The 22,736-nt window shown below is 69.7% G+C and carries 17 protein-coding genes; 5 read left to right on the forward strand and 12 right to left on the reverse strand.

Annotation, left to right across the window (positions count from 1 at the left end; translation table 11 throughout):
* Nucleotides 1-42: 42 nt before the first annotated feature.
* The 6 genes from ACQHIV_RS01500 to ACQHIV_RS01525 form a co-directional block, all read right to left on the reverse strand.
* Nucleotides 43-1,455, reverse strand: a complete 1,413-nt coding sequence (locus ACQHIV_RS01500) for a maltokinase N-terminal cap-like domain-containing protein (protein ID WP_427890902.1) — start codon at nt 1,453-1,455, stop codon at nt 43-45.
* Nucleotides 1,455-3,170, reverse strand: coding sequence for a maltose alpha-D-glucosyltransferase (gene treS, locus ACQHIV_RS01505; RefSeq protein WP_427890904.1), 1,716 nt, complete (start codon nt 3,168-3,170; stop codon nt 1,455-1,457). Before treS ends, ACQHIV_RS01500 begins: the two co-directional genes overlap by 1 nt.
* Before the next feature lie 219 nt (nt 3,171-3,389).
* Nucleotides 3,390-3,632 carry a hypothetical protein gene (locus ACQHIV_RS01510; protein ID WP_427890906.1) on the reverse strand — a complete coding sequence of 81 codons (243 nt, stop codon included), beginning with the start codon at nt 3,630-3,632 and terminating at the stop codon, nt 3,390-3,392.
* Nucleotides 3,629-3,841 carry a hypothetical protein gene (locus ACQHIV_RS01515; protein WP_427890908.1) on the reverse strand — a complete coding sequence of 71 codons (213 nt, stop codon included), beginning with the start codon at nt 3,839-3,841 and terminating at the stop codon, nt 3,629-3,631. Before ACQHIV_RS01515 ends, ACQHIV_RS01510 begins: the two co-directional genes overlap by 4 nt.
* Before the next feature lie 63 nt (nt 3,842-3,904).
* On the reverse strand, nt 3,905-4,186 hold the full coding sequence (locus ACQHIV_RS01520; RefSeq protein ID WP_427890910.1) for a hypothetical protein: 282 nt from the start codon (nt 4,184-4,186) through the stop codon (nt 3,905-3,907).
* A 692-nt stretch (nt 4,187-4,878) separates the two neighbouring features.
* Nucleotides 4,879-5,964 (reverse strand): OmpA family protein, encoded by a 1,086-nt coding sequence (locus tag ACQHIV_RS01525; protein WP_427890912.1) that lies wholly within the window; start codon nt 5,962-5,964, stop codon nt 4,879-4,881.
* Nucleotides 5,965-6,181: 217 nt separating this feature from the next.
* On the opposite strand from ACQHIV_RS01525, the gene ACQHIV_RS01530 reads away from it, so the two are divergent.
* Nucleotides 6,182-6,703, forward strand: coding sequence for a winged helix-turn-helix domain-containing protein (locus ACQHIV_RS01530; protein WP_427890914.1), 522 nt, complete (start codon nt 6,182-6,184; stop codon nt 6,701-6,703).
* A gap of 104 nt (nt 6,704-6,807) precedes the next feature.
* Here ACQHIV_RS01530 and ACQHIV_RS01535 read toward each other — a convergent pair whose 3' ends face one another.
* Nucleotides 6,808-11,214 carry a S8 family serine peptidase gene (locus tag ACQHIV_RS01535; RefSeq protein ID WP_427890916.1) on the reverse strand — a complete coding sequence of 1,469 codons (4,407 nt, stop codon included), beginning with the start codon at nt 11,212-11,214 and terminating at the stop codon, nt 6,808-6,810.
* A 241-nt stretch (nt 11,215-11,455) separates the two neighbouring features.
* On the opposite strand from ACQHIV_RS01535, the gene ACQHIV_RS01540 reads away from it, so the two are divergent.
* Both ACQHIV_RS01540 and ACQHIV_RS01545 read left to right on the forward strand, forming a co-directional pair.
* Complete coding sequence (locus ACQHIV_RS01540; RefSeq protein ID WP_427890917.1) at nt 11,456-12,013, forward strand: winged helix-turn-helix domain-containing protein; 558 nt, start codon at nt 11,456-11,458, stop codon at nt 12,011-12,013.
* Between the two features lie 11 nt (nt 12,014-12,024).
* Entirely contained in the window at nt 12,025-13,188 is a 1,164-nt protein-coding gene (locus ACQHIV_RS01545) for a threonine synthase (RefSeq protein WP_427890919.1), read from the forward strand.
* 331 nt (nt 13,189-13,519) lie between these two features.
* On the opposite strand, the gene ACQHIV_RS01550 is transcribed toward ACQHIV_RS01545, so the two are convergent.
* Nucleotides 13,520-15,508 carry an alpha-1,4-glucan--maltose-1-phosphate maltosyltransferase gene (locus ACQHIV_RS01550; RefSeq protein ID WP_427890921.1) on the reverse strand — a complete coding sequence of 663 codons (1,989 nt, stop codon included), beginning with the start codon at nt 15,506-15,508 and terminating at the stop codon, nt 13,520-13,522.
* A gap of 161 nt (nt 15,509-15,669) precedes the next feature.
* On the opposite strand from ACQHIV_RS01550, the gene glgP reads away from it, so the two are divergent.
* Nucleotides 15,670-18,264, forward strand: a complete 2,595-nt coding sequence (gene glgP / locus ACQHIV_RS01555) for an alpha-glucan family phosphorylase (protein ID WP_427890923.1) — start codon at nt 15,670-15,672, stop codon at nt 18,262-18,264.
* Nucleotides 18,265-18,292: 28 nt separating this feature from the next.
* On the opposite strand, the gene ACQHIV_RS01560 is transcribed toward glgP, so the two are convergent.
* Nucleotides 18,293-19,747, reverse strand: a complete 1,455-nt coding sequence (locus ACQHIV_RS01560; RefSeq protein WP_427890925.1) for an MFS transporter — start codon at nt 19,745-19,747, stop codon at nt 18,293-18,295.
* Nucleotides 19,748-19,798: 51 nt separating this feature from the next.
* Between ACQHIV_RS01560 and ACQHIV_RS01565 the strand changes: the two genes are divergently transcribed.
* Nucleotides 19,799-20,383 carry a TetR/AcrR family transcriptional regulator gene (locus ACQHIV_RS01565; RefSeq protein ID WP_427890927.1) on the forward strand — a complete coding sequence of 195 codons (585 nt, stop codon included), beginning with the start codon at nt 19,799-19,801 and terminating at the stop codon, nt 20,381-20,383.
* Here the strand turns inward: ACQHIV_RS01565 and ACQHIV_RS01570 are convergent.
* The 3 genes from ACQHIV_RS01570 to ACQHIV_RS01580 all read right to left on the reverse strand — a co-directional run bounded on the left by ACQHIV_RS01570 (nt 20,373) and on the right by ACQHIV_RS01580 (nt 22,733).
* On the reverse strand, nt 20,373-21,245 hold the full coding sequence (locus tag ACQHIV_RS01570; RefSeq protein WP_427890929.1) for a transglutaminase-like domain-containing protein: 873 nt from the start codon (nt 21,243-21,245) through the stop codon (nt 20,373-20,375). The genes ACQHIV_RS01565 and ACQHIV_RS01570 overlap by 11 nt on opposite strands.
* Nucleotides 21,245-22,069 (reverse strand): MerR family transcriptional regulator, encoded by an 825-nt coding sequence (locus tag ACQHIV_RS01575; protein WP_427890931.1) that lies wholly within the window; start codon nt 22,067-22,069, stop codon nt 21,245-21,247. The genes ACQHIV_RS01570 and ACQHIV_RS01575 overlap by 1 nt, the downstream gene beginning before the upstream one ends.
* Before the next feature lie 76 nt (nt 22,070-22,145).
* Nucleotides 22,146-22,733 carry a hypothetical protein gene (locus ACQHIV_RS01580; protein WP_427889181.1) on the reverse strand — a complete coding sequence of 196 codons (588 nt, stop codon included), beginning with the start codon at nt 22,731-22,733 and terminating at the stop codon, nt 22,146-22,148.
* Nucleotides 22,734-22,736 lie beyond the last annotated feature (3 nt).

Consider the following 22,736-nt stretch of genomic DNA (forward strand, 5'->3'; position numbering starts at 1 on the left):
TGCTCGAAAGGTTCACGCTCGCCCATCGAAAACCTCCTGCTGCTACTGCTCGGCCAGCTGTGCTGCTGCGGACAGTGGGATCTGGAGCCAGGTCGGCCGGTTGCGGGCCTCGTACAGGACCTCGTAGATGACCTTGTCGGCCAGGAAGGCGTTCAGCAGTACGTCCTCGTGGCGCGCGTCGGTGCCGGCGACCTCGGCGTACCCGTCGCAGAAGGCGCGCTGGTTCCGGCCGGCCCACTCGGCGGCCCGGTACGCGATCTGCTGGTCGCCCTGGTGGTCGGCCAGCAGCGAGCGGGCCGCGTAGTCGAACGAGCGCAGCATCCCGGCGACGTCCTTCACCGGAGTGTCCAGGGCACGCCGCTCGATCAGCGACTTGGCCGGCTCGCCCTCGAAGTCGATCAGCTTCCAGCCGTCGATCGTCCGCAGCACCTGTCCCAGGTGGAAGTCGCCGTGGATCCGCTGCACGGTCACCGGCTGACCGTACGCCGCCAGGGCGTCGAACCAGCGGCCGAGACCGTCGCGGTACGGCTCCAGCTCCGGGATCGCGGACACCGCGTGATCGAGCCGCCGCTGCATCGCCGACGCGTGCTCGACCAGCTTGTCGGCCTCCCACACGTCGGTGCCGAGCGCCTTCGCCAGCTCCGAGTGCACCTGCGCCGTACTCGCGCCGAGCCGGTGCGACTCGGCCGCGAAGTCGCCGCCGACCTCCTCGGCGTGCAGGTCCGCCTCGGCGTACAGGTCCCGCACCGACGACGTCGCGAACGACCAGCCGTCGGTCGCGTTCCGCTGGAACGCCGTCAGCATCGCGAGCTCACCGGAATCGGTGCCGCCGCCCGCGCGCGGCCACCGACCGCGTGCGGACCCGAACACCGCCGGGACCAGGTCGGACCCGGCCTCGGTGAGCGCCGACTCGATCTCGACGCCCGGGTTGCTGCCCGGCTCGAGCCGGCGGAACACCTTCAGCAGCGCGACGTCGCCGTACACCAGCGACGTGTTGCTCTGCTCGACCGTCAGCACCAGGGACTGCGCGTCCTCCGGCACCTCGACGGCCGCGTCCGGCGCCTGGACGGAGTGGAACTCCAGCCCGTCCAGCCGCCGGTCGTGCATGATCCCGTCCAGCCAGTACGGCGTCGCTTCCTTGTCGTGCAGCGCGTCGTACACCCAGACCTCGGTGTCGTCGAGGTCCTGCTCGGTCCACTCGCCGACCAGCGCGTGGCCGAGGTTCTCGGCCGGTGCGCGGTGGTAGCTGAGCGGCAGCTGATACACCCGGATCGGGGACTCCGCCCCGGGCGGGCCCGAACAGTAGACGAACCCGATCCGGACCGCCGGCCAGGCGCCCGCGTCCGACAGCCAGGCCGACGTGGCCAGCGCTTCGACGTGAACGTCGTGTCCCTTCTCCCCGAACCACCGCTGGCTCGCGCAGAAGGACTGGACCTGGTCCAGATGGGAAGTCACTACATGCTCTCCTCGTGGTCAGCCGGCTTCGCCAGCCGGAACCAGTAGAAACCGTGGGCACCGAGGGTCAGAAGGTAGGGCAATTCACCGATCGTCGGGAAGTGCACGCCGCCGAGCAGTTCGATCGGCTCCACGCCCTCCCACTGCCGCAGGTCCAGCTCGATCGGCTGCGGGAACCGGGACAGGTTGTTGACGCACAGCACCACGTCGTCGCCGAACTCGCGGATGTACGACAGGACGCTCGGGTTCGAGCCGCCCAGGTCGGTGAAGGTGCCCATCCCGAAGCAGGGGTGCTGCTTGCGGGTCTGGATCATCCGCCGGGTCCAGTGCAGCAGCGACGAGGCGTTCTCCATCTCGGCCTCGACGTTCACCGCCTGGAAGCCGTACACCGGGTCCATGATCACCGGCAGGGTGAGCTTGCCCGGCGTCGCGGTCGAGAACGACGCGTTCCGGTCCGGGGACCACTGCATCGGGGTCCGGACGCCGTCGCGGTCACCCAGCCAGATGTTGTCGCCCATGCCGATCTCGTCGCCGTAGTACAGGATCGGGGAGCCGGGCAGGCTGAGCAGCAGCGCGGTGAACAACTCCATCTTGTTGGTGTCGTTGTCCAGCAGCGGCGCGAGCCGGCGGCGGATGCCGATGTTCGCCTTCATCCGCGGGTCCTGCGCGTACTCCGACCACATGTAGTCGCGGTCCTCGTCGGTGACCATCTCGAGCGTCAGCTCGTCGTGGTTGCGCAGGAAGATGCCCCACTGGCAGGTGTCCGGGATCTCCGGCGTCTGCGCCAGGATCTCGGAGATCGGGAACCGCGACTCGCGCCGTACGCCCATGAAGATCCGCGGCATCACCGGGAAGTGGAACGCCATCTGGCACTCGTCGCCGCCGGAGTCCCGGTCGCCGAAGTACTCGACCACGTCGGCCGGCCACTGGTTCGCCTCGCAGAGCAGGACGCGGTCCTCGTAGTTCGCGTCCACCTCCTTGCGGACCCGCTTCAGGAACTCGTGGGTGCGCGGCAGGTTCTCGCAGTTCGTCCCGTCGGTCTCGAACAGGTACGGCACCGCGTCCAGCCGGAAGCCGTCCACGCCCAGGTCCAGCCAGAACTTCAGCGCCTCGATCATCGCGTCGCCGACGGCCGGGTTCTCGAAGTTCAGGTCCGGCTGGTTGGAGTAGAACCGGTGCCAGAAGTACTGGCCGCGAACCGGGTCCCAGGTCCAGTTCGAGGTCTCGGTGTCGACGAAGATGATCCGCGCGTCGGCGTACTTGTCGTCGGTGTCCGACCACACGTAGAAGTCGCCGTACGGGCCCTCCGGGTCCTCCCGCGACGCCTGGAACCAGGGGTGCTGGTCGGAGGTGTGGTTCATGACGAAGTCGACGATCACCCGGATACCGCGGGCGTGCGCCTGGTTCAGGAACGCGGCGAAGTCGGCGACCGTCCCGATCTCCGGCATCACCTCGGTGTAGTGCGAGATGTCGTAGCCGCCGTCGCGCAGTGGCGACGGGTAGAACGGGGGTAACCAGAGACAGTCGACGCCGAGCCACTCGAGATAGTCGAGTTTCTCGGTCAGGCCCTGCAGGTCGCCGATGCCGTCGGCGTTCGAGTCCTTGAAGGACCGCACGAGGACCTCGTAGAAGACGGCCCGCTTGAACCACAGCGGGTCACTCTTCGTCAGTCCGTGGTGCTGCTCCGGCAGCATGTCGGTCACGCTCACCTCCATCGGGTGTCTCCAAACCTAGTTCCCGTACCCCGATCGGGCGCACCTAAAAGGGGAAGGGCATTGCACTGAACCCGGACCGCTCCGGGGATACCGCGGTGAGTGGTGACGCCGGCGGTCGGACGGTCCCGCAAGGCGTTCCGCACAGTCTGGCGGCCCGTTGGCAGTACAAGCAAATAGGGCTCGCGATCGGTCCACACTGCGATTCGATGACGGACCGCTTCAGCGATCGCGGTCGCGCTCTCCACGCTGCTTCTCGTTCTTGTACGCCGCCCCACCGCGGCCTCCGGCGGCACCGCGCCGGCGCATGCCGCCGCGGAGCTTCACCGACTCCAGCCCCGGGTACGCCTCGTCGGCATTCACCCCGCGCCCCTCCCGCCCTTCCCCGGCCAGGAACACGGCGTCCGGCGTCAGTACGTCGTCCGCCCCCTGCGGGCCGAGCGCCTTCGGCTCCTGCTCGCTCATCGGCCGACCTCCACGGTGACGGTCAGCTGCTCGGGTACGCCGACGGTCTCGGTGAGCAAGGTGATCGCGGCCCGGAGGTCCTCGATCGCGGCTTCGCGGGTGTCGCCCTCGCCGTTCGCGAACGCGTCCGGGGTCAGGGCCGCGGCGGCGCACCAGGCGCCGTTCTCGTCCTGGCTGACGGTGAAGGGCAGGGTGATGTCACGCTGCACGTCGGCCTCCTCGCGGTGCTTGGCTGCTGCTCTGCTGCGATCGTAGGTCCGCGCCGGGGTCGTTCAGCCGCGCGGGTTCGTGGACTTGCGGGGGCGGCGGGCGTACTTGGTGAAACCGGCGCGTTCGGCGTCGGCCTCGGTGCGGAACCAGACCTCGGGTTTGGTGCGGCCGTAGTACGGCGAGTCCGGGGTGTGGAACAGCATGGACTGCGCGTTCCCCTTGATCGTGAACCCGTCCGGCGGGCCCTGATGCGGCACGGCGTCCGCCGACCCCTCGCCGTACTTCCCGGCCGTCTTCTCGGGCACCGCCCGCAGCTCGTCGAACAAGGTCGGCTCGCCACCCATCAACTCCGAAAACCCCACCCCGTCAACGGCCTCCACCGGGCTGGTGCGTGCATCGCGTGCAGGGTGCGCTGCCGGCTCAGGTGCTGTCGCCGACCGAGCCGACCCGTCGGCGGCGGGCGCGTCCTCCGACGCGGAAGCTGCAGGCGGCGACCCGGGCTTGTTGGGTGCCGGCCCCGCCGGGTTGTCGACTGCGGGTGGAGGTGCTGTCGGCGTGTTGGCGCGCTTGTCTGCGCGAGGTGCTGCTGGCGGCGGCTGCTCGTTGGCGCCCGGCTTCGCCGGGGTCGTGAGAGGCGTAGGCGTGGAGTGCTGGGTGGTGGTGCGGCGGAGGGCGTTGGTGGGGGCCGAGCTGGGGGGTGTGTGGTCCAGGGGTGTGGAGGGCTCGGGGGGTGTGGAGGGCTCGGGGGGTGTGGAGTGGGCGGGGGTGCGGCGGTCTAGGAGGAGCCAGGTGATGGTGGCGCCTAGGAGGAAGGCGAGGAGGGAGCCCAGCCAGTTGTCGCGGAGGAGCCACATCAGCGGGTGCCTTTCGTCGGGCGGAGGCGGTGCAGCAGCCAGGCGGCCGCGCTGCCGAGGACGAAGGCGACGAGGAGCAAGACCCAAACCTGTGCGAGCAGCCAACTCATGGAATCCCCTACGAAGGCTATGGACCACGATGACCTTACTCCGTCAGGCATCGCGGGCGGACTTGAGGTTTGTCAGCGCGTCCGGATCACCACCCGCCGGTTGGCGATCCGCCCGGCGCCGGTGCTGTTGGACGCGATCGGGAACGCCTCGCCGTACCCGTTGGCGCTGATCCGGCCCGGCGCCACGCCGAGTCGTACCAGTTCGGCCTTGACCGCGGCGGCGCGGCGTTCGGACAGCGGCAGGCTGGTGGCGGGGGAGCCCTGGTTGTCGGTGTGGCCGGCGATTTCGACCGGCGCGGTGGGACAGGACTTCAGGAGTGCGGCCACCAGGAGTACGGACGGTTTGGTGGCGTCGTTCACGATCGACGTACCGGACAGGAAGTTGATCGGGTGCTCACGGGTGAACGCGGCCAGCCGGGAGGGAAGCGTTCGGCACGGTTCGCTCTGCGTGCTGGGCTTCGGCAGCACCAGCTGGTCGGCGACCACCGCACCCGGTACGGCCTTCGCCGCGGCCCGTCCGACGGTCGCCTTGGTCGCCTGGTCCGGGACCTGTCCGGACAACGTCAGCGTCTGCCCGTCGTACCGCACCGAGGCGTCGCCGGTGCCGATCGCGAGCGCCCGCAGCAGCGCGGTCAGCGTGGTCGCGTCGTCGATCCCGTTCGCCGGGTCGATCGTGGTCCGGTCGTCGTACTCGCGGTCCGGCCCGAGCACCTGCCCTACCTCGGCGCCGAGCGCGTCCCGCACCGCTTGACTCCGTACGGGCGCCTGCACCCGGATCGACCGGTCCGTCCGCCCGACCTCGAACGCCGGCACGTCGGCCTGCACCGGCGTACTGCTGGTAGTGGGGGAGGGCGTGCTGCCCAGAACTTGTCCGGCGTGGTCGATCCGCACCGCGCGCACCCCGTCGACGGCGGCGACGATCTCCCGCACCCGCGCCTCGTCGACACCCTGCGGCACCGTGACGCGCGCGTCCCGGCCGTCGAAGTCGACCCGGCCGGCCTCGATCCCGCGCGCCTTCAAGGCCGCCTCGGTGCGTTCCCGGAGGTCGTCCTCGGTGGTGCCGGCGCGGGCCGGAACCAGGATCGCGGTCAGCAGCACGGGGACCGCGAGGGCCGCGAGCAGCCAGATGACGAGCGGCCGTCGTACGGGACCGGGCACTGTTCCTCCGTGGATGCGGTCAGAGTGGCCGTGCGCCAGGAGAGTACTCCGCCGCACCCGCCGACCGCACACCGCAAGGCCCCGCGTCGCCGGGTTTCTTGTCCTTTCCCGGACAGGACGCATATGCGCCAGCCCCCCGCGCACCCGATCGCTTGACTTAGTTCGCGTCCTGAACCGTACTTAGGTCGGGCCGGTTTCGACTGGGGAGGGGCTTGCTGTGCTGCCGATCGCTGCTGGGCCGGAAGACAGGCCGTCCGAGACGTCGCTGATCGTCGGGGTGGCCGCGTCCACCGCCGAACGGGTGCACCTGGCCCGCCTGCTGGGTGGGGCCGACGCGCTGCTGCTGGTGTCGAACGCCGACCAGGCACGCGCGTTCTTCGAACTGGCGGGTACGGCGCCGCGGATCGTCACCGCGCACGAACCCCCACAGATCAAGGCGGTCCCGGAGCCGATCGCCGAACTGCGGCTGGATGTCGAACGTCGCGTGGTCCGCTGGAAGGACCGCGAGCAGCCGCTGACCCGGCTCGAGCACGACTTCCTGCACTGCCTGGTCGCGGAACCCGGGCAGGTGTGGACGTACGAGCGCCTGCACCACGAGGTCTGGGGCAACGAGCACCTCGGCCACGGCTCGCACATCCACTCGGTCGTCAAACGTTTGCGCCAGAAACTCACCAACCTCGGCGCGGCCGTCACCATCCACGCCGTCCGCGGCGTCGGCTTCCACCTCTTGCCCGCCTGATCTTTGCGGAACTTTTCCGGCACCAGCCGCAGGAAAAGTTCCGCAGTACAAGGCTCGGCCCCCGCGACCAAGTGGTCGCGGGGGCCGAGCTTCGGGCTACCTGCCTACTTGATCGACTTCAGGGCGAAGTCTTCGACGACGGGGATCCCGCTGACCAGCTTGGTGGTGCGGGTCTGGGGCTTGTAACCGTCCTTCGCGGCGATCAGCGTGAGCGGGTTGTTGCGACGGTCCAGCCAGTACGCGTACTGGCCGTTGGTGTCGGTGATGAACGTGTAGGACTGCGCCCACGAGTCCACCTCGACGATCGCACCCGCGAGCGGGGCGGACGCGCCGGCCGAGCTGACGCCCGTGACCGTGCCCATCAGCTTGCTCCAGGTGGTGGGCGGAGTGACGTTCATCGTCACGCCGACCGGAGCGACCGTGTAGGGGGTGTTCTCACCGATCGTCACGGCACCCGTGTAGGCGCCGGGCTGGTCGACGCTCGCGGAGAGCGTGACCTTGACGGTCGTCGACTGTCCCGGGGCCAGCGTGGCCTCGGTCTGGTCGAGCGACAGCCAGCTCACGTCCGCCGACGACTCCGCACAGTCCTCGAGACCCGGCAGGGCCTCACTGTCCACGGTCGCCGTGAAGCCGCCGGACGAGCCGCCGACCTTGTAGAAGCCGCACGCCGCGCCACCGCGGTACCGCGGCAGGTTCGCGTTCGGCAGTGCCGACCAGGTCTCGGCCGACGGGTCATAGGCGAACCCGGCGTTGGTGACCGCACCGGCCTGGACGCCGCCGACGATCAGCAGCTTCCCGCCGGCGACGGCGTACGACGCCGCCCAGTGGTCGGCCGGGGCGTCCGCGATCGCGGTCCAGGAGTCCGCTCCCGGATCGTAGACGTAGGCCGACTTGAGCGAGTTCGTGCCGTCGTTGCCGCCGGCGCAGTACAGCTTGCCGTCGATGGCGCCGCAGGACGCGAACGCGACCGACTTCGGGTAGTTCGCCAGCGTCTGCCAGCTGTTGGCGTCGGCGTCGTACCGCACCACGGTGTTGCTCATCGGGGTGCAGTTCGCGGTGGTGCAGCCGCCGACGGCGTACAGCTTGCCGTCGAGCACGGCCTGGCCGGCGGCGGCCCGGGGAGCCGGGTTGGCCGCGACCGCGGTCCAGGCGTTGGCAGCCGGGTCGTACGACCAGGTGTCTGCGGCCGGACCGGAGGATCCCCAGCCGGAGCTGGCGACGATCTTGCCGCCGACGACGCCGACGGTGATCGCGTTGCGAGCGCCCGGCAGCGGGGCGATCGCGGTCCAGGCGAGCGACGCCGGGTCGTACACGTAGCTGTTCGCCGTCGACGCGCTACCGTTGCCACCGGCAATCGAGTAGATCTTGCCGTCGAGGTTGACCACCCGGTTGTCCATCACCGTCGCCGGGTAGTCGGCGATGTCGGCCCACGGAGCCGCCATCGGCTTCGCGGCCGCCGTCGGCGTGCCGGTCTTGCCGGACAGCATCCGGGCGAACGACGTGTCCACCGCGAGCCGCTGCAGCGGGGCGCCGACCCCGTTCTCCACCTCGGCCTTGGAGGTCTTGGTGCCGTTCGCGTTCTCCAGCACGAAGCCGCTGTTCTTCTCGCCGAACTTCACGTCCACCGGCGCGCCGCCGGTGTTGGTGACCTTGAACGACTTGGTCACCTTGCCGGTCGGCAGCCTCAGGCTGCCGGTGATGCTGCCCGGCGTGACGGCCAGCCGGCCGGCCTTCAGCGTGTAGTCGGCGGTGGTGGCCCAGTCCGCCTCGACCCCGACGGTGGCGGTCGAGCTGACGTAGTTGCCGGCCTTGGCGGTGAAGCCCTGGTTGCCGTCGGCCGCCGTGTACAGCCAGTAGAAGCCGTCGTTCAGACCGGTGTCCTCGGGCGTCGCCGCGGTGGTGGCGCTCTCGGTGGTGCCGTCGTGGCTGACGACCGCGCCGTTCACGTAACCGTTCGTGTTGGCGTCCTTGACGTTGCCGACGACGATGCCGCCGCCGGTCGGCACACAGGTGACCTGGCTGCCGATCAGGACGTTGTCGACCTCCCACCACCACGCGTACTTCGCCTCGTAGTAGTGGAACCGGACCTGCACTGATGCCTGTCCGGCCGCCTGCGGGATCGCGATCTCCTTCTGGCCGGTGGCGTTCGCGGTCTGCGCCAGCACGGTGGTCCAGGTGGCACCGCCGTCCAGCGACAGGTCCACGTCGGCCTTGTCACCCAGCCGCTTGAAGTCCTGGTTGAACCGGATCACCGGAGCGGCGACCGAGGTCAGGTCCACGACCGGGCTGACCAGCGAGGTGTCCTGCTGCCCGCCGCTGCCGTACTTGTCGGAGTCGGCGATCGCGAAGTTGCCGCTGCCGCCGGAGGTGTTGCCCCGGTTGCCCGGGTTGTCGAACTTCCAGACCTGGCCGTTGCCCTTGCCGTCGACGACCGTCCAGCCGTTCGGCGCGGAGGTGCCGTCGAAGGTCTCGTACACGCCGTCCGAGCCCCACTTGTAACCGGGCGCGGTGGTGCACGAGGTGGAGTCGGCCGGGACCGAGATGTTCTGCGTCAGGTTGCCGCTGCCGACCGTGATCGGCTGGCTGACCGTGGCGTACCCCGGGTACTTCGACTCGATCTTCAGCGAGTAGGCCGCACCCGACGGGACCTTGAGGCTGTACCGGCCGTTGCTCGGGGTGGTGTAGTCGAACACGCCGCCCGGACCCTCGACCGAGACCTTCGCGTACAGCGGCCAGCCGTGGCCGGAGCCGTCCGTGACGGTACCGCCGACACTCACCTGCGGAGTGCTCTCCAGCGCGAAGTCCTTGGTGGTGGTCTGACCGGTCGTGATGGTCGCGGTCGCGGTGGCGGTCTTGTAACCGAAGGACGAGACCGTCAGGTTGTAGTCGCCGGCCGGCAGCACGGACGAGAACGTGCCGTTGCTGCTGGTGGTCAGCGTCTTGTCGGCCTGGCCGTCGGCCTTGATCGTCACGCTCGCACCGGCCAGCGCGGCACCACCGGTGGCGGCGGTGACGGTACCGGACAGCGTGCCGGTGTCGCCGATCGGCGCGGCGCTCACCAGCGCCAGCGCGTCCAGGCGGCCCTGGCCGAAGACGTTGTTGTTCGCGTCGGTGCCGCCGCACTGGCTGTCCGGCGTGTCGATCGCGGTCTGGTTCAGCAGCGCGCGGGTCGCGGCCACGTCACCCTTGAGGGCCGGCGACGCGGACCACAGCAACGCCACGGTGGCCGTCAGGTGTGGTGTCGCCATCGACGTACCGTTGAACGCGCCGTACGTGTTGCCCGGCAGGCTGGAGCGGACGTTCACCCCCGGCGCCGAGATGTTCGGCTTGATGGTGCCGTTCTGCCCCGCACCGCGGCCGGAGAACGACGCGATGTTGTTGTTGATGTCGTAGGCGCCGGCCGAGTAGTTGCTCGTCAGGCTTCCTGGCGAACCGCTGCTCTGACAGGCCGATCCGCTGTTGCCGTTGGCGAACGCACCGAAGATCCCGGACGCGGTCCAGGCCAGGGTGATGTCCTCCATGAACGGGTCGTTCGACGGCAGCGTGGAGCCCCAGGAGTTGTTGATGACGTTCGGGCGCTTGCTCGCGTCCGGGTTCTGGCCCTGGAGGTCGGTCGGCTCCAGCATCCACTGGCCCGACGAGATCAGCGCGGCGTCGCTCGGGCAGCAGCCGTTCGCGGCGATCCACTTCACGCCCGGCGCGACACCGATCTGGTTGCCCGCGCCGTCGTCGCCGACCATGGTGCCCATCGTGTGGGTGCCGTGGCCGTTGCCGTCGGACGGTGCGTTCGGCGAGGTGCCGGCCGCGTCGAACCAGTTGTAGTTGTGGTTGAAGGTGCCGTCGCCGTTGTTGCCGCGGTACTGGTGCACCAGCGCCGGGTGGTCGTACTGCACCCCGGTGTCGATGCTGGCGACGACGATGCCCTCACCCTTGTCGCCGTACTGCGACCAGACCTGGTTCGCCTTGATGTTCGCGACGCCCCACTCGACCGACTGGACCGCCTTCTCCTGCGTGCCCGGCGTGACCTTCGGTACCTCGATCTGGACCGGTGCGTACAGGCCCTCGACCTCGGAGTGGGTGGCCAGGTCCTGGGCGAGCGCGAGCGAACCGTTCTCGATCCGGATCGCGTTCGTACCCCAGAAGGCCTGGTACTTCACGTGTTGCGCGTCCAGGTCGGCGCGGATCTTCGCCTGGCTGTCCGCGGCGGCCTTCTTCAGCGCGGCGGCGACCGCCGTACCGCGCTCGTTCCAGTTGCTGATCTTGCTGGCGGCGGTCAGGTCGGCCTTGGCTCCGAACCGGACCCAGTAGTCGGACGCCGACTTGGCGTCCTGGCCCTCCAGCAGGTTTTTGAGTTCCGGCTTGATCTTGGCGGCGGGCGATGGCGTGGCTTCCGGTTTGGTCGGTGGCGACGCCTGGGCCTGGCCGGCGGCGGCCATCCCGGTCGCGACGACGGCCAGCGCCGCCAGGGTGCTCACCAGTGATCTGGCGAGCCCCTTCCGTTGATGTGACATCTCTGCAGCCCCTCACTTGTACGACCCCGAGTCGACTCCCCCGAGCCATCTGCTGCAGCAGCGCGGCATGTGACACCGCGAGCCTGACGTGGACCTTATGTGTCAGAACAACGTGGTAACAAGCACACTTGGTGAGCAACTTGTGACTAGCTGTCGCGCCGATCGAGGCAACTGTGAGCAAACTGAGCAAACGTCGTCAGTTTCGTTGACGATCGAAGGCGGCGATTGTCATCGTGATCAGATGGTCACCGCCCGTGAACCCGCCCCAACGGACGATCTGCCAGAGACCTTCCCGCTGCTGATCGCGGTCGCCGCGTCGCCGGACCAGCGCGTCCGGCTGGCCGAGCTCGTCGACGACGTCGCGCCGCTGCTGCTGGTCTCCAGCCTCGACGAACTCCGTCGGCTGCTCGCGCCCGCCCAACCGCCGCCGCCCGCCGTACCGGCTCCGGACGCGGGCGCCGCGCCGGCGCCGGGGGAGGACGACCAGCTGACGGTCGACCCGGCCCGCTCGGTCGCCCGGTGGGGTACCCGCGAGATCCAGCTCACCGACCTCGAGCAGGAGCTGCTCGGCCGGCTGATGTCGGCGCCGCTGCGGGTCTGGTCGTACGACGCCCTGCACCAGAGCGTCTGGCCCGGCCGCGACGTCCGCGGCACCGCCGACGTGCACTCGGTGGTGAAACGCCTGCGCCGCAAACTCGACGACCTCGGTACGACCGTGACCATCGACGCCGTCCGCGGGATCGGGTTCCGGCTCACCGATCACCAACGCCCGCTGATCAGCGATCTGCGCGCGGGGTAACGTCGCCTGGCGTGACCTTCTCTGCTTCGTTTTCTGCGCTCAGCCATCTCGAATGCCCGCGGTGCGGGGCGACCCATGACGCCGACCAGATCATCGGGCTGTGCCCGTGCGGATCGCCGCTGCTCGCGCGGTACGGCGTACCCGATCTGAAGAAGGCGGATCTGGCCGGGCGGGCGCCGGATCTGTGGCGGTACCACGAGCTGCTGCCGGTGCGGTCGCCGGAGAACGTGATCACGCTGGGGGAGGGGATGACGCCGCTGCTGCCGCTGCCGCGGTATGGCGCGGAGCTCGGGGTGGAGCGGCTGCTGATGAAGGACGAGGGGCTGATCCCGACCGGTACGTTCAAGGCCCGGGGCGCCGCCGTCGGGGTGTCGCGCGCGTACGAGGTCGGCGTACGGAAGATCGCGATGCCGACGAACGGCAACGCCGGGTCCGCGTGGGCGGCGTACGCGGCACGGGCCGGGATGGAGGCACTGATCGCGATGCCGGTCGCGGCGCCGGAGATCTGCCGGCGCGAGGTGACCGTCGTCGGTGCGCGGCTGCAGCTGATCGACGGGCTGATCGGCGACGCGGCGGCTTATGTGCGGGAGCAGTCCGGGTACTTCGACGCGTCGACGCTGAAGGAGCCGTACCGCATCGAGGGCAAGAAGACGATGGGCCTGGAGATCGCCGAACAGCTCGACTGGCAGCTGCCCGACGTGATCGTCTACCCGACCGGCGGCGGCGTCGGCATCATCGGCATCTGGAAGGCCCTCAACGAACTCCGCGACCTCGGCTGGATCAACGGCCCCCTCCCACGCCTGGTCGCCGTCCAGTCCACCGGGTGCGCGCCGATCGTGCGCGCCTGGGAGCAGGGCCTGCCCGAGAGCGAGCCCTGGCCGGACGCCCGCACCGTCGCGTTCGGCATCACCGTCCCCAAGGCACTCGGCGACTTCCTCGTCCTGCAGGCAATCGCCGAAACCGGCGGCTGCGCCGTCGCCGTGGACGACAAGGACATCCTGGCCGAACAACACCGCGTCGCCCGCCTGGAAGGCATGTTCATCTGCCCCGAAGGCGCCGCCAACTTCGCCGCGATCCGCGAACTCAGCGATGCCGGCTGGATCCACCCCGGCGAACAGGTGATAGCCCTCAACACCGGCGCCGGCCTGAAGTACCCGGAAACCGTTCCGCTCTGAACAACTGATCCGACCCCACGCGGTGCTACCCGCCGCTCACACCCGCCCCCGGGCTGGTACCCGGAAGCCTCTTCCGGCTGGCGCCGGCGGCGTAGTTTTCTGGTGAAGGGCGTTGGCTTGACACTCATGTGCGAGCGGTAGCTAGCCAGTTACCGGCGGCAGCCGACAACTCCTGGTGCCAGCCGGAAGCTGTGTTCCGGGCGTAAGCCGGGGGGTGGGAGGGGCGCGTAGCGCTGCGAGGCAGGAGCCGTGCGTCGCACCACGTGGGTTGTTCGACCCGCTTCGTGCAGACGGTTCCTGTCAGCTCTTCCCCTGGCGCGCGCAGTTCCTGTCAGGCCTGGCCGCGGCGGACGGCGAGGATGTGGGCGGGGTTGGTGTTGGGGTCGAGTTTTACGTAGTTCTGTTGGCCCCAGCGCCAGGTGGAGCCGCTGATTTCGTCGTAGACGGTGAAGGTGTCCTCGGGGCGCATGCCGAGGGCGGCCATGTCGAGGTGGACCATCGACTCGCGGACGGCGTGCGGGTCGGTGTTGACGACGACGATGACCGTGTCGCTGTGGCCGTCGGGGGCGGTCGAGCGTTTCGAGTAGCACATGATGCCCTCGTCCTCGACCGAGTGCAGCGTGAGGTTGCGGAGCTGCTGGAGCGACGGGTGGCGGCGGCGGATGTTGTTCAGCAGCGTCAGGTACGGCGCCAACGTGCGGCCTTCGCGTTCCGCCGCCTCCCAGTCTCGCGGGCGGAGCTGGAACTTCTCGGTGTCGAGGTACTCCTCCGACCCGGGCCGCAGTGCGACGTGCTCGAACAGTTCGTACCCGGCGTACACGCCCCAGGCCGGTGACGCCGTGGACGCGATCGCGGCGCGGATCTTGAACGCGCCCGGTCCGCCGTACTGCAGATAAGCAGTCAGGATGTCCGGTGTGTTCACGAAGAAGTTCGGCCGCAGGAAGTGACCCGTCTCCTGGGTCAGCTCCGCCAGATACTCCTCCAGCTCCCACTTCTCGTTGCGCCAGGTGAAGTACGTGTACGACTGGTGGAAACCGACCTTCGCGAGCTCCTGCATCATCGGCCGCCGGGTGAACGCCTCGGACAGGAACACCACGTCCGGGTCGGTCTTGCGGATCTCGCCGAGCAGGTACTCCCAGAAGTTCACCGGCTTGGTGTGCGGGTTGTCGACCCGGAACACCGTGACGCCCTTGGAGATCCACAGCTTCACGATCCGCAGTACTTCGGCGTAGATCCCTTCCGGGTCGTTGTCGAAGTTGATCGGGTAGATGTCCTGGTACTTCTTCGGCGGGTTCTCGGCGTACGCGATCGAGCCGTCGGCGCGGACCGAGAACCACTTCGGGTGCTCCTTGACCCACGGGTGGTCCGGCGAGGCCTGCAGCGCCAGGTCGATCGCGACCTCGAGGCCGACCTCGCGGGCGCGGCCGACGAAGTACTCGAAGTCCTCGAAGGTCCCCAGCTCCGGGTGGATCGCGTCGTGGCCGCCGTCCTCGGAGCCGATCGCCCACGGCGAACCCGGGTCGCCCGGCTTCGGGTCGAGGGTGTTGTTCGGGCCCTTGCGGAACGAGTGCCCGACCGGGTGGATCGGCGGCACGTAGAGGATGTCGAAGCCCATCTTCGCGACCGCCTCGAGCCGCCGGGCCGCGGTCCGGAAGGTCCCGGACTTCCACGTCTCGGTCTCTTCGTCGTACTCCGCACCCTCGGAGCGCGGGAAGAACTCGTACCAGCTGCCGTACAGCGCGCGGGTCCGGTCGACCCACACCGGGTACGTCTCCGACGAGGTGATGAGCTCGCGCACCGGGTACCGCCCGAGGGCCGCCCGTACCTGTGGCGAGATCCCCGCGGCGAGTCGCGCCTCCGGCGGCAGCGCGCCGTTCGCCAGCGCGTGCGCGGCATCGCCCAGCGTCGACCGGTCCGCCCGTACGGCGGGTGGTACGCCGGCCGCCGCGCGGTCGAAGAACGCGGCGCCCTCCATGAACATCAGGTCGACGTCGAGCCCGGCCGGCACCTTGATCTCGGCGTTGTGCCGCCAGGTCCCGTACGGGTCGCTCCAGCCCTCGACCGCGAACGTCCACGCGCCCTGCTCCTGCAGCGTCACGTCGACCGTCCACCGGTCGGTGCCGGGCGCGCCCGGGGTCATCAGCATCCGTCTGGTCTGTCCCGACGGCGAGGTCAGTACGACGTTCGCGTTCACCGCGTCGTGTCCCTCGCGGAACACGGTGGCCGCGATCGTGAACGTCTCGCCGACCACTGCCTTGGCCGGATACGCTCCGGCGTCGACGGTCGGGGTGACATCGGTGATCGGGATGCGCCCAGTCATGGCGTAGCGGACCTTCGCTTTCCGAAGTAGTAGCTGTAACACTGACCGTATCGGTATCCACGCCCCGCGCGTGACATGCACAGCTGCAAAATCTTGCTCGCGTTGCAAGATCGATGCATCCCGAGGGTGTTTTGCGCACCGTCGCCCGGTACGGTGTCCCGGTGCGAGCGATACGACGATTCTCCGTCCGCCCTGTCCTGCCCGAGCCGCTGACCGGCCTGGGCACCCTGGTGAACAACCTCCGCTGGGCCTGGCACCCGGAGACGCAGGACGTCTTCGAGGCTGTCGACCCGCAGCTGTGGCGGAGCACCGGCGGTGACCCGGTCAAGCTGCTCGGCGAGGTCCCGGCGGCCCGGCTCGACGAGCTGGCCAACGACCACGCCTTCCTGCGCCGGCTGGAACTGGCTGTCGCCGACCTCGACGGCTACGTGACCGACGACGGGTGGTTCCAGACCGCGGGCGGTTCGCCGCTCGACGCGGTCGCCTACTTCTCGCCGGAGTTCGGCATCACCCACGTGCTGCCGCAGTACTCCGGCGGTCTCGGCATCCTCGCCGGTGACCACCTGAAGGCGGCCAGCGACCTCGGCGTACCGCTGATCGGTGTCGGGCTGCTGTACCGGCACGGCTACTTCGCGCAGTCGCTCAACCGTGAGGGCTGGCAGCAGGAGCGTTACCCCCTGGTGGACCCGGACGGGCTGCCGATCAGCCTGCTCCGGGATGGTGACGCCCCGGCGCAGATCACGCTGGCGCTGCCCGGCAACCGCGAGCTGCACGCGCAGATCTGGGTCGCCCAGGTCGGCCGCGTCCCGCTGCTGATGCTCGACTCCGACATCGAGGAGAACGAGCCGTCCGAGCGCGAGGTGACCGACCGGCTGTACGGCGGTTCCACCGAGCACCGGCTGCTCCAGGAGCTGCTGCTCGGCGTCGGCGGTGTCCGCGCGGTCCGCACGTACTGCCGGATCACCGGTCACGCCGCGCCCGAGGTGTTCCACACCAACGAAGGTCACGCCGGTTTCCTCGGTGTCGAGCGGATCCGCGAGCTGGCGACCGAGAAGGGGCTCGACTTCGACACCGCGCTCGAGGTCAACCGCGGCGGCACGGTCTTCACCACGCACACGCCGGTCCCGGCCGGTATCGACCGGTTCCCGGTCGAGCTGATCCAGCAGCACTTCTCCGCCGACGTGTTCGGCCCGGAGGTCCCGATCGAGCGGATCCTCGAGCTCGGCGCCGAGGACTTCGAGGGCGGCGACCCGGCGCTGTTCAACATGGCGATCATGGGCCTGCGGCTGGCGCAGCGCGCGAACGGCGTCTCGAAGCTGCACGGTGTCGTCAGCCGCGGGATGTTCGCCGGGCTGTGGCCGAGCTTCGACCCGGTCGACGTACCGATCACCTCGATCACCAACGGCGTGCACGCGCCGACCTGGGTGGCGCGCGAGGTGCACGACCTGACGTACGCGAACTACACCGCCGACGGCGACTCGGTGTTCGAGGGTCTGGACAAGACCACGGACGCGCAGATCTGGGAGACCAAGCGGCTGCTCCGGCAGCGGTTCATCGACGACACCCGGTCGCGGGTGCGGCAGTCCTGGATCAACCGCGGCGCCAGCGAGGCCGAGCTCGGCTGGGTCGACTCGATCCTGGACCCGGACGTGCTGACGATGGGCTTCGCCCGGCGGGTTCCGTCGTACAAGCGGCTGACGCTGATGCTGCGCGACCCGGCCCGGCTGAAGTCGCTGCTGCTGCACCCGGAGCGGCCGGTGCAGATCGTGATCGCCGGCAAGGCGCACCCGCACGACGAGGGCGGCAAGAAGCTCATCCAGGAGATGGTGCGGTTCGCCGACGACCCGGAGGTGCGGCACCGGATCGTGTTCGTGCCGGACTACGACATCGCGCTCGCGCAGCCGATGTACCCGGGCTGCGATGTCTGGCTGAACAACCCGCTGCGTCCGTACGAGGCCTGCGGTACGTCGGGGATGAAGGCGGCGCTGAACGGTGCGCTGAACCTCTCGATCCGCGACGGCTGGTGGGACGAGTGGTACGACGACGAGTTCGGCTGGGCGATCCCGTCCGCGGAGGGGATCGAGGACACCGAGCGCCGCGACGACCTCGAGGCGCACGCGCTGTACGACATCATCGAGAAGCAGGTCGCGCCGCGGTTCTACGACGGTGAGGTCCCGGGCCGCTGGATCGAGATGCTCCGGCACACGATCAAGGAGCTCGGCCCGAAGGTGCTCGCCACCCGGATGGTCAAGGACTACGTCGAGCAGCTGTACGTGCCGGCGGCGCAGTCGTCGCGGGCGCTGAACTCGACGTACGAGGGTGCCCGTGAGCTGGCCGCGTGGAAGCAGAAGGTCCGGGCGGCGTGGCCGCAGATCCGGGTCGACCACGTGGAGCTGCAGGGCCTCGGCGACGTACCGCAGCTCGGCACCACGGTCGGCCTCCGAGCGTTCGCCGCGCTCGGCGACCTGCAGCCGGCCGACATCTGCGTCGAGGTGCTGCACGGCCGGGTCGACGCGAACGACGAGATCAAGGACCCGGTCCGGACGACGCTGTCGCTGGCCGAGACGTACGAGGGCAACCGGCACCGGTACGAGGGCGAACTGAAACTCGACCGCACCGGCCCGTTCGGCTACACCGTCCGCGTCGTCCCGAACCACCAGGGCCTCGCCTCCGTCGCCGAACTCGGCCTCGCCGCCGGCCCGTCCGACCCCGACGACCCCACCACCCCCGACCTCCCCGCCGGCTCAGAATTCTGACCCGCCCCAAACCACGCCCCCGCCTGCCTCACCAGGCGGGGGCGTTCGCGTTTCCCGACCTGCTTCTGACGATTCCGTAGGCAACTAGTGCGGCGGCCAAGGTGGTCAGGGTGAGGGAGGCGGTGGTGGTGGCGGTGTGGAACTGGGCCGTTTGGTTCGGGGTCCAGGTCGGGGTGGTGATGGGGCCGGTGAAGAGGGTGGCGAGGATGGTGCCGGTGAGGGCGATGCCGGTGGCGGAGGTTACTTCGGTGGCGGTGTCGGTGAGGGCGGCGCCGATGGTGGTGCGGTTGGGTGGGAGGCCGCGGAGGACGTTGACGCCGGCGACCACGCCGACGACGCGCATTCCGGCCGCGACCAGGACGAGCGCGATCGCGACCCACAGGTAGCCGTAGCGGCTCAGGGCGCCGTACACGGCGAGGCCGGCGACGACGGACGTGGCGCTGATCCAGGCGGCCCGGGACAGGCCGACCCGTTCGACGAACGGGCGGATCAGGGCACCGCCGGCGACCAGTACGACGACCTGGGGGAGCAGGCCGATCGCCGCGAGCGCGGGCGTCCAGCCCCAGTCGAGCTGGAGCTGCAGCGTCACGAGGTACCCGAGCCCGGCCGTCGCCAGGCCGGCCGCGGCCTTGAAGGCCAGTCCGCTCGAGACCAGCGGATGCGCGAGCAGCCGCGGATCCAGCAGCGGGTACGCCGCCGTCCGCTCGCGGCGGAAGAACAAGATGCCTCCGGCAACAGCCGCCCCGGTGAACGCCCACGGGACCCACGACCCGGCGCCCGCGTCGACGAACATCGTCGGTGCGACCAACGCCAGTACGATCGTCGCCGTACCGAGCACCGCGCCGGCCACGTCCACCGGATCGCGGTGCAGCTCGGCCGGTTGATCGGCCGCGATACCACGCCGTACGCCGATGATCGCCAGCACCGCGATCGGTACGTTGACGAGCAGCAGCACCTGCCACGGCGCGACCGCGAGGACGAACCCGCCGGCCGTCGGGCCGACCGCGAGCCCGACCAGGCCGACCGTCGAGATCAGCGTCGTCGCCCGCACCCGCAGGCCGTCGTCCGCGAACAGCCGGAAGCTCAGCGCCATCGACCCCGGCGTGGTCATCGCGGCCGCGACCCCCATCGCGACCCGTACGGCGATCAGTTGCCCGACCGTGCCGACGAACGCGGTCGCGAGGCTGGCGACCGCGAGCAGGACCAGCCCGGCGAGCATCACCCGGCGCCGCCCGAACCGGTCCGCGACCGCCCCGAACCCGAGCATCAGCCCGCCGAACACCACCGCGTACGCACCGGTGACCCACTGCAGCGCGGTCGTCGACGCGTGCAGTTCGCGGCCGATGGTGGGCAGCGCGACGTTCAGGATCGAGTTGTCGAGCATCTCGAACAGGAACACCGCGGACAGTCCCGCCAACGCCACCCATGCCTCCCGCAGCGAACGCGGGCCGGCTGCTATGACAGTTGTCTGAGCTGAGGACATGCCACTAGGTTAAGTGACTAAACTTAGTGACACAAGAGAGTGAGGTCGCAGATGCCCAGAACCGCAGCCCGCGGCGGACCGCAGACCCGTGCGCGGATCTCGCAGATCGCCACCCAGCTGTTCCTGGAGCGCGGGTTCGAGGCGGTCACGGTCGCCGAGGTCGCGCGCGCGGCGGAGGTGTCGAGCGTGACCGTCTTCAAGCACTTCCCGCGCAAGGAGGACCTGCTGCTCGACCGCGCCGACGACGCGGCCGAGCTGCTGCGTACGGCGGTCCGCGCGAACGGCGACGTACTGGCGTCCCTGCGCGCCGCGACGCTCCGCCTGGTCGACGAGCGGCACGCCCTGTCCGGCCTGAAGGACGGCTCGGTCCCGTTCTTCGCGACGGTCGCGGCGTCCCCCGCGCTGATCGCCCGCGCCCGCGAGATCGCCGACGACCTCCAGCAAACCCTCACCGAAGAACTGACCGCTCCTGATGCGGAACTGCTCGCGGCGTTCTATGTGAGCGGTTATACGACAGTTCTGGTCGAGACGGCCCGGCGGCAGTTGGCGGGGGAGTCGCCGGACGAGGTCGTCGACGACCACCGGGCCCGCGTGGAACTGCTCTTCGACCGGCTCCGGACCGGCTTCAGCGGCTGAGGTCCTGCCAGCTGAACGCTCCGCCCGACGCCGGCGACGTGACGAACGCACGACCCGTGAACGTGAGTCCCGGATCGGTCCGGTAGAGCTCGCCGGCCTCCTTCGCGGCTGCCTCGTCACCGTTGTCAGCGGCAACCATCAGCCGAGCGATCCGGTCCGTCCCGTCGACGTCCGCGCCGTCGAGCGTGTCCGACATGCTGCCCCAGTTGTCCCACAGCAGCAGCTCGTCGCCGTTCAGATGCGCCAGCTGATAGTGCACGTACGTCCGGATGAACCACCCGCCGTGCAACTTCAACGGCGCCTCCGGGTTGGGATCGGCGCCGTACAGATCCCCGTTGAGCTCCCCGGCCCGGTAGCCCAGCCACACCTCGGCGGCCGACGTGAACGGACCGGCCGGCATGTCAGCCGGGTCGAAGGGGTGGCTGCCCGGCTCCAGCTCGGTGTCGACCATCACCCACCGCTCGCCGTTCCAGTACTCCGCGACCACGTGGTCGTTGTTGAACCCTTCGGTGAAGTAGCCCCCGAACCCGACCCGGCTACGCGCCGGGATCCCCTTGTGCCGCAGGACCGACACGAACAGCAGCGTGTGGTCCCGGCAGCACCCGACCACCTTGTCGACCGGCTCCCGCGGCACCGTCAGCGGCGTACCGTTGCGCTTCTGGTCGACGTCGAGGATCGCCGACACCCAACGGCTGTCGATCTCCGCGAGCCGTTCGCCGGTGAACTCGATGCCACCGCCGCGGTAGTGGATCACCAGGTTCCGCACGACCGCGGCGATCCCGGGAATGTCGTCCGGCAGCGCGTCGAACAGCCCTGCGTGTACGCCGGGGTCGCTGAACCGGCTCTGGATCGCGTAGTCCATCAGAGAGTCCTTTCGAGTACAGGGAGTGCGATATCGACGGCCGGCTGGTCGCGGGGGAGCAGGTGGCAGTCGGGGAGGTACACCTCGCGCGGCGGACCGGACTCGGGGAGGCCGTGCGCGCGGACGTGGTCGTAGACGAGGTCGTACGCGAGCATGATCCGCGGGTACGCGCACTCGTCCATCGTGATCGTGCAGTACGCCTCGCGGTGCGCGGGCTCGACCCGGATCCCGATCCGCCCGGCCGGGTCGACCAGCCCGTCGAACGGGACGCACACCTCGACCGTCGCCTCGCCCTCGGGCGTGACCGCGCCGTGGTAGATCACCCACGACCCGACGGTCGCGTCCGCCCCGGCGGCTCGCAGGTACGTGAGGATCTCGTCGGTGCACGTGACGATCACCCCGATCAGCTGCTGCTGGTCGGTGTCGGCGCGGATGCTGGCGATCTTGGTCGCCGGTACGTCGCGGGTGTTAACCGGGCGTGGGGCGAGTCCCGGCGTACCGGAGCGGGCGAGGCGGTCGCGCAGGTACTGGAAGGTCGCCCGCCGCGCGGCAGTGGTCGCCTCCTCGGCGGCCCACCAGCGGTCGAGCCGGATCATCGCGGCCTCGTCGGAGCCGGCGAGTACCTCGGCGATCGTGGTCAGCGGCATGTCCAGCTGCCGCAGCACGCTGATCCGGCGCGCCCGCTCGAGCTGCGCCTCGTCGTAGCGCCGGTAGCCGTTGGCCGGATCCACTTCGGCAGGTGCGAGCAGGCCGGACACGTCGTACAGCCGCAAGGCCTTCAACGAAAGGCCTGCGCGGCGCCCGAACTCACTGATCGTCAGCACGGGCCCATCAAACCCCCTGCCCCTGGGGCAGAGTAAACCCCCGGCCGAAGCGGCCGGGGGTTCGCGACGAGCAGGCTCAGTTGGCCGTCACGCAGGTGACGAACGGCTGGACCGTGATCGTGCCCTTCGGGTCGTTGTTCGTCAGCGCGACCGTCCAGGAGGCGGCCGTCGAGACGCCGTTGGCCTCGGTGATGTCGCTCGGGTAGGAGCCGTTCAGGAACACGTCGGCGGCCGTGGTGCTGCCGGTGTCCCACTTGAGGCCGCCGCCGATCGCCTTCTTGCCGTCGGCGCAGGTGAGCGTCACGGTGCTGTAGCCCTTCGGCACCGTCTTCTGCGGGCCGTCCACCGAGAGGCCCGAGACACCGTCCTTGCCGGCTGCACCGGCTGCGCCCTCGGGACCCGCGGGACCCTCGGGTCCGGCCGGGCCGGCCGCACCGCCGACCTTGTTGAGCTTGTCCTTGACGGCGGGGGCGAGGTCGACCTCGGCCACCGAGTTGTCCACGATCTGCACCGACGCGACCGAGCGTGCGCAGAGCGGGTAGGTGAGAGTCGCGCACCCGGTTCCGCCCGCGGCGTTCGCGGCGATCGCACCCGCCCCGATGACACCGACCGCCGCGATCGACGCGGCGACGAGCTTCTTCTTCTTGGTGTTGAACAGCCTCACAAC

This window comes from Kribbella polygonati (genome assembly GCF_050320105.1).
Lineage (GTDB): Bacteria > Actinomycetota > Actinomycetes > Propionibacteriales > Kribbellaceae > Kribbella.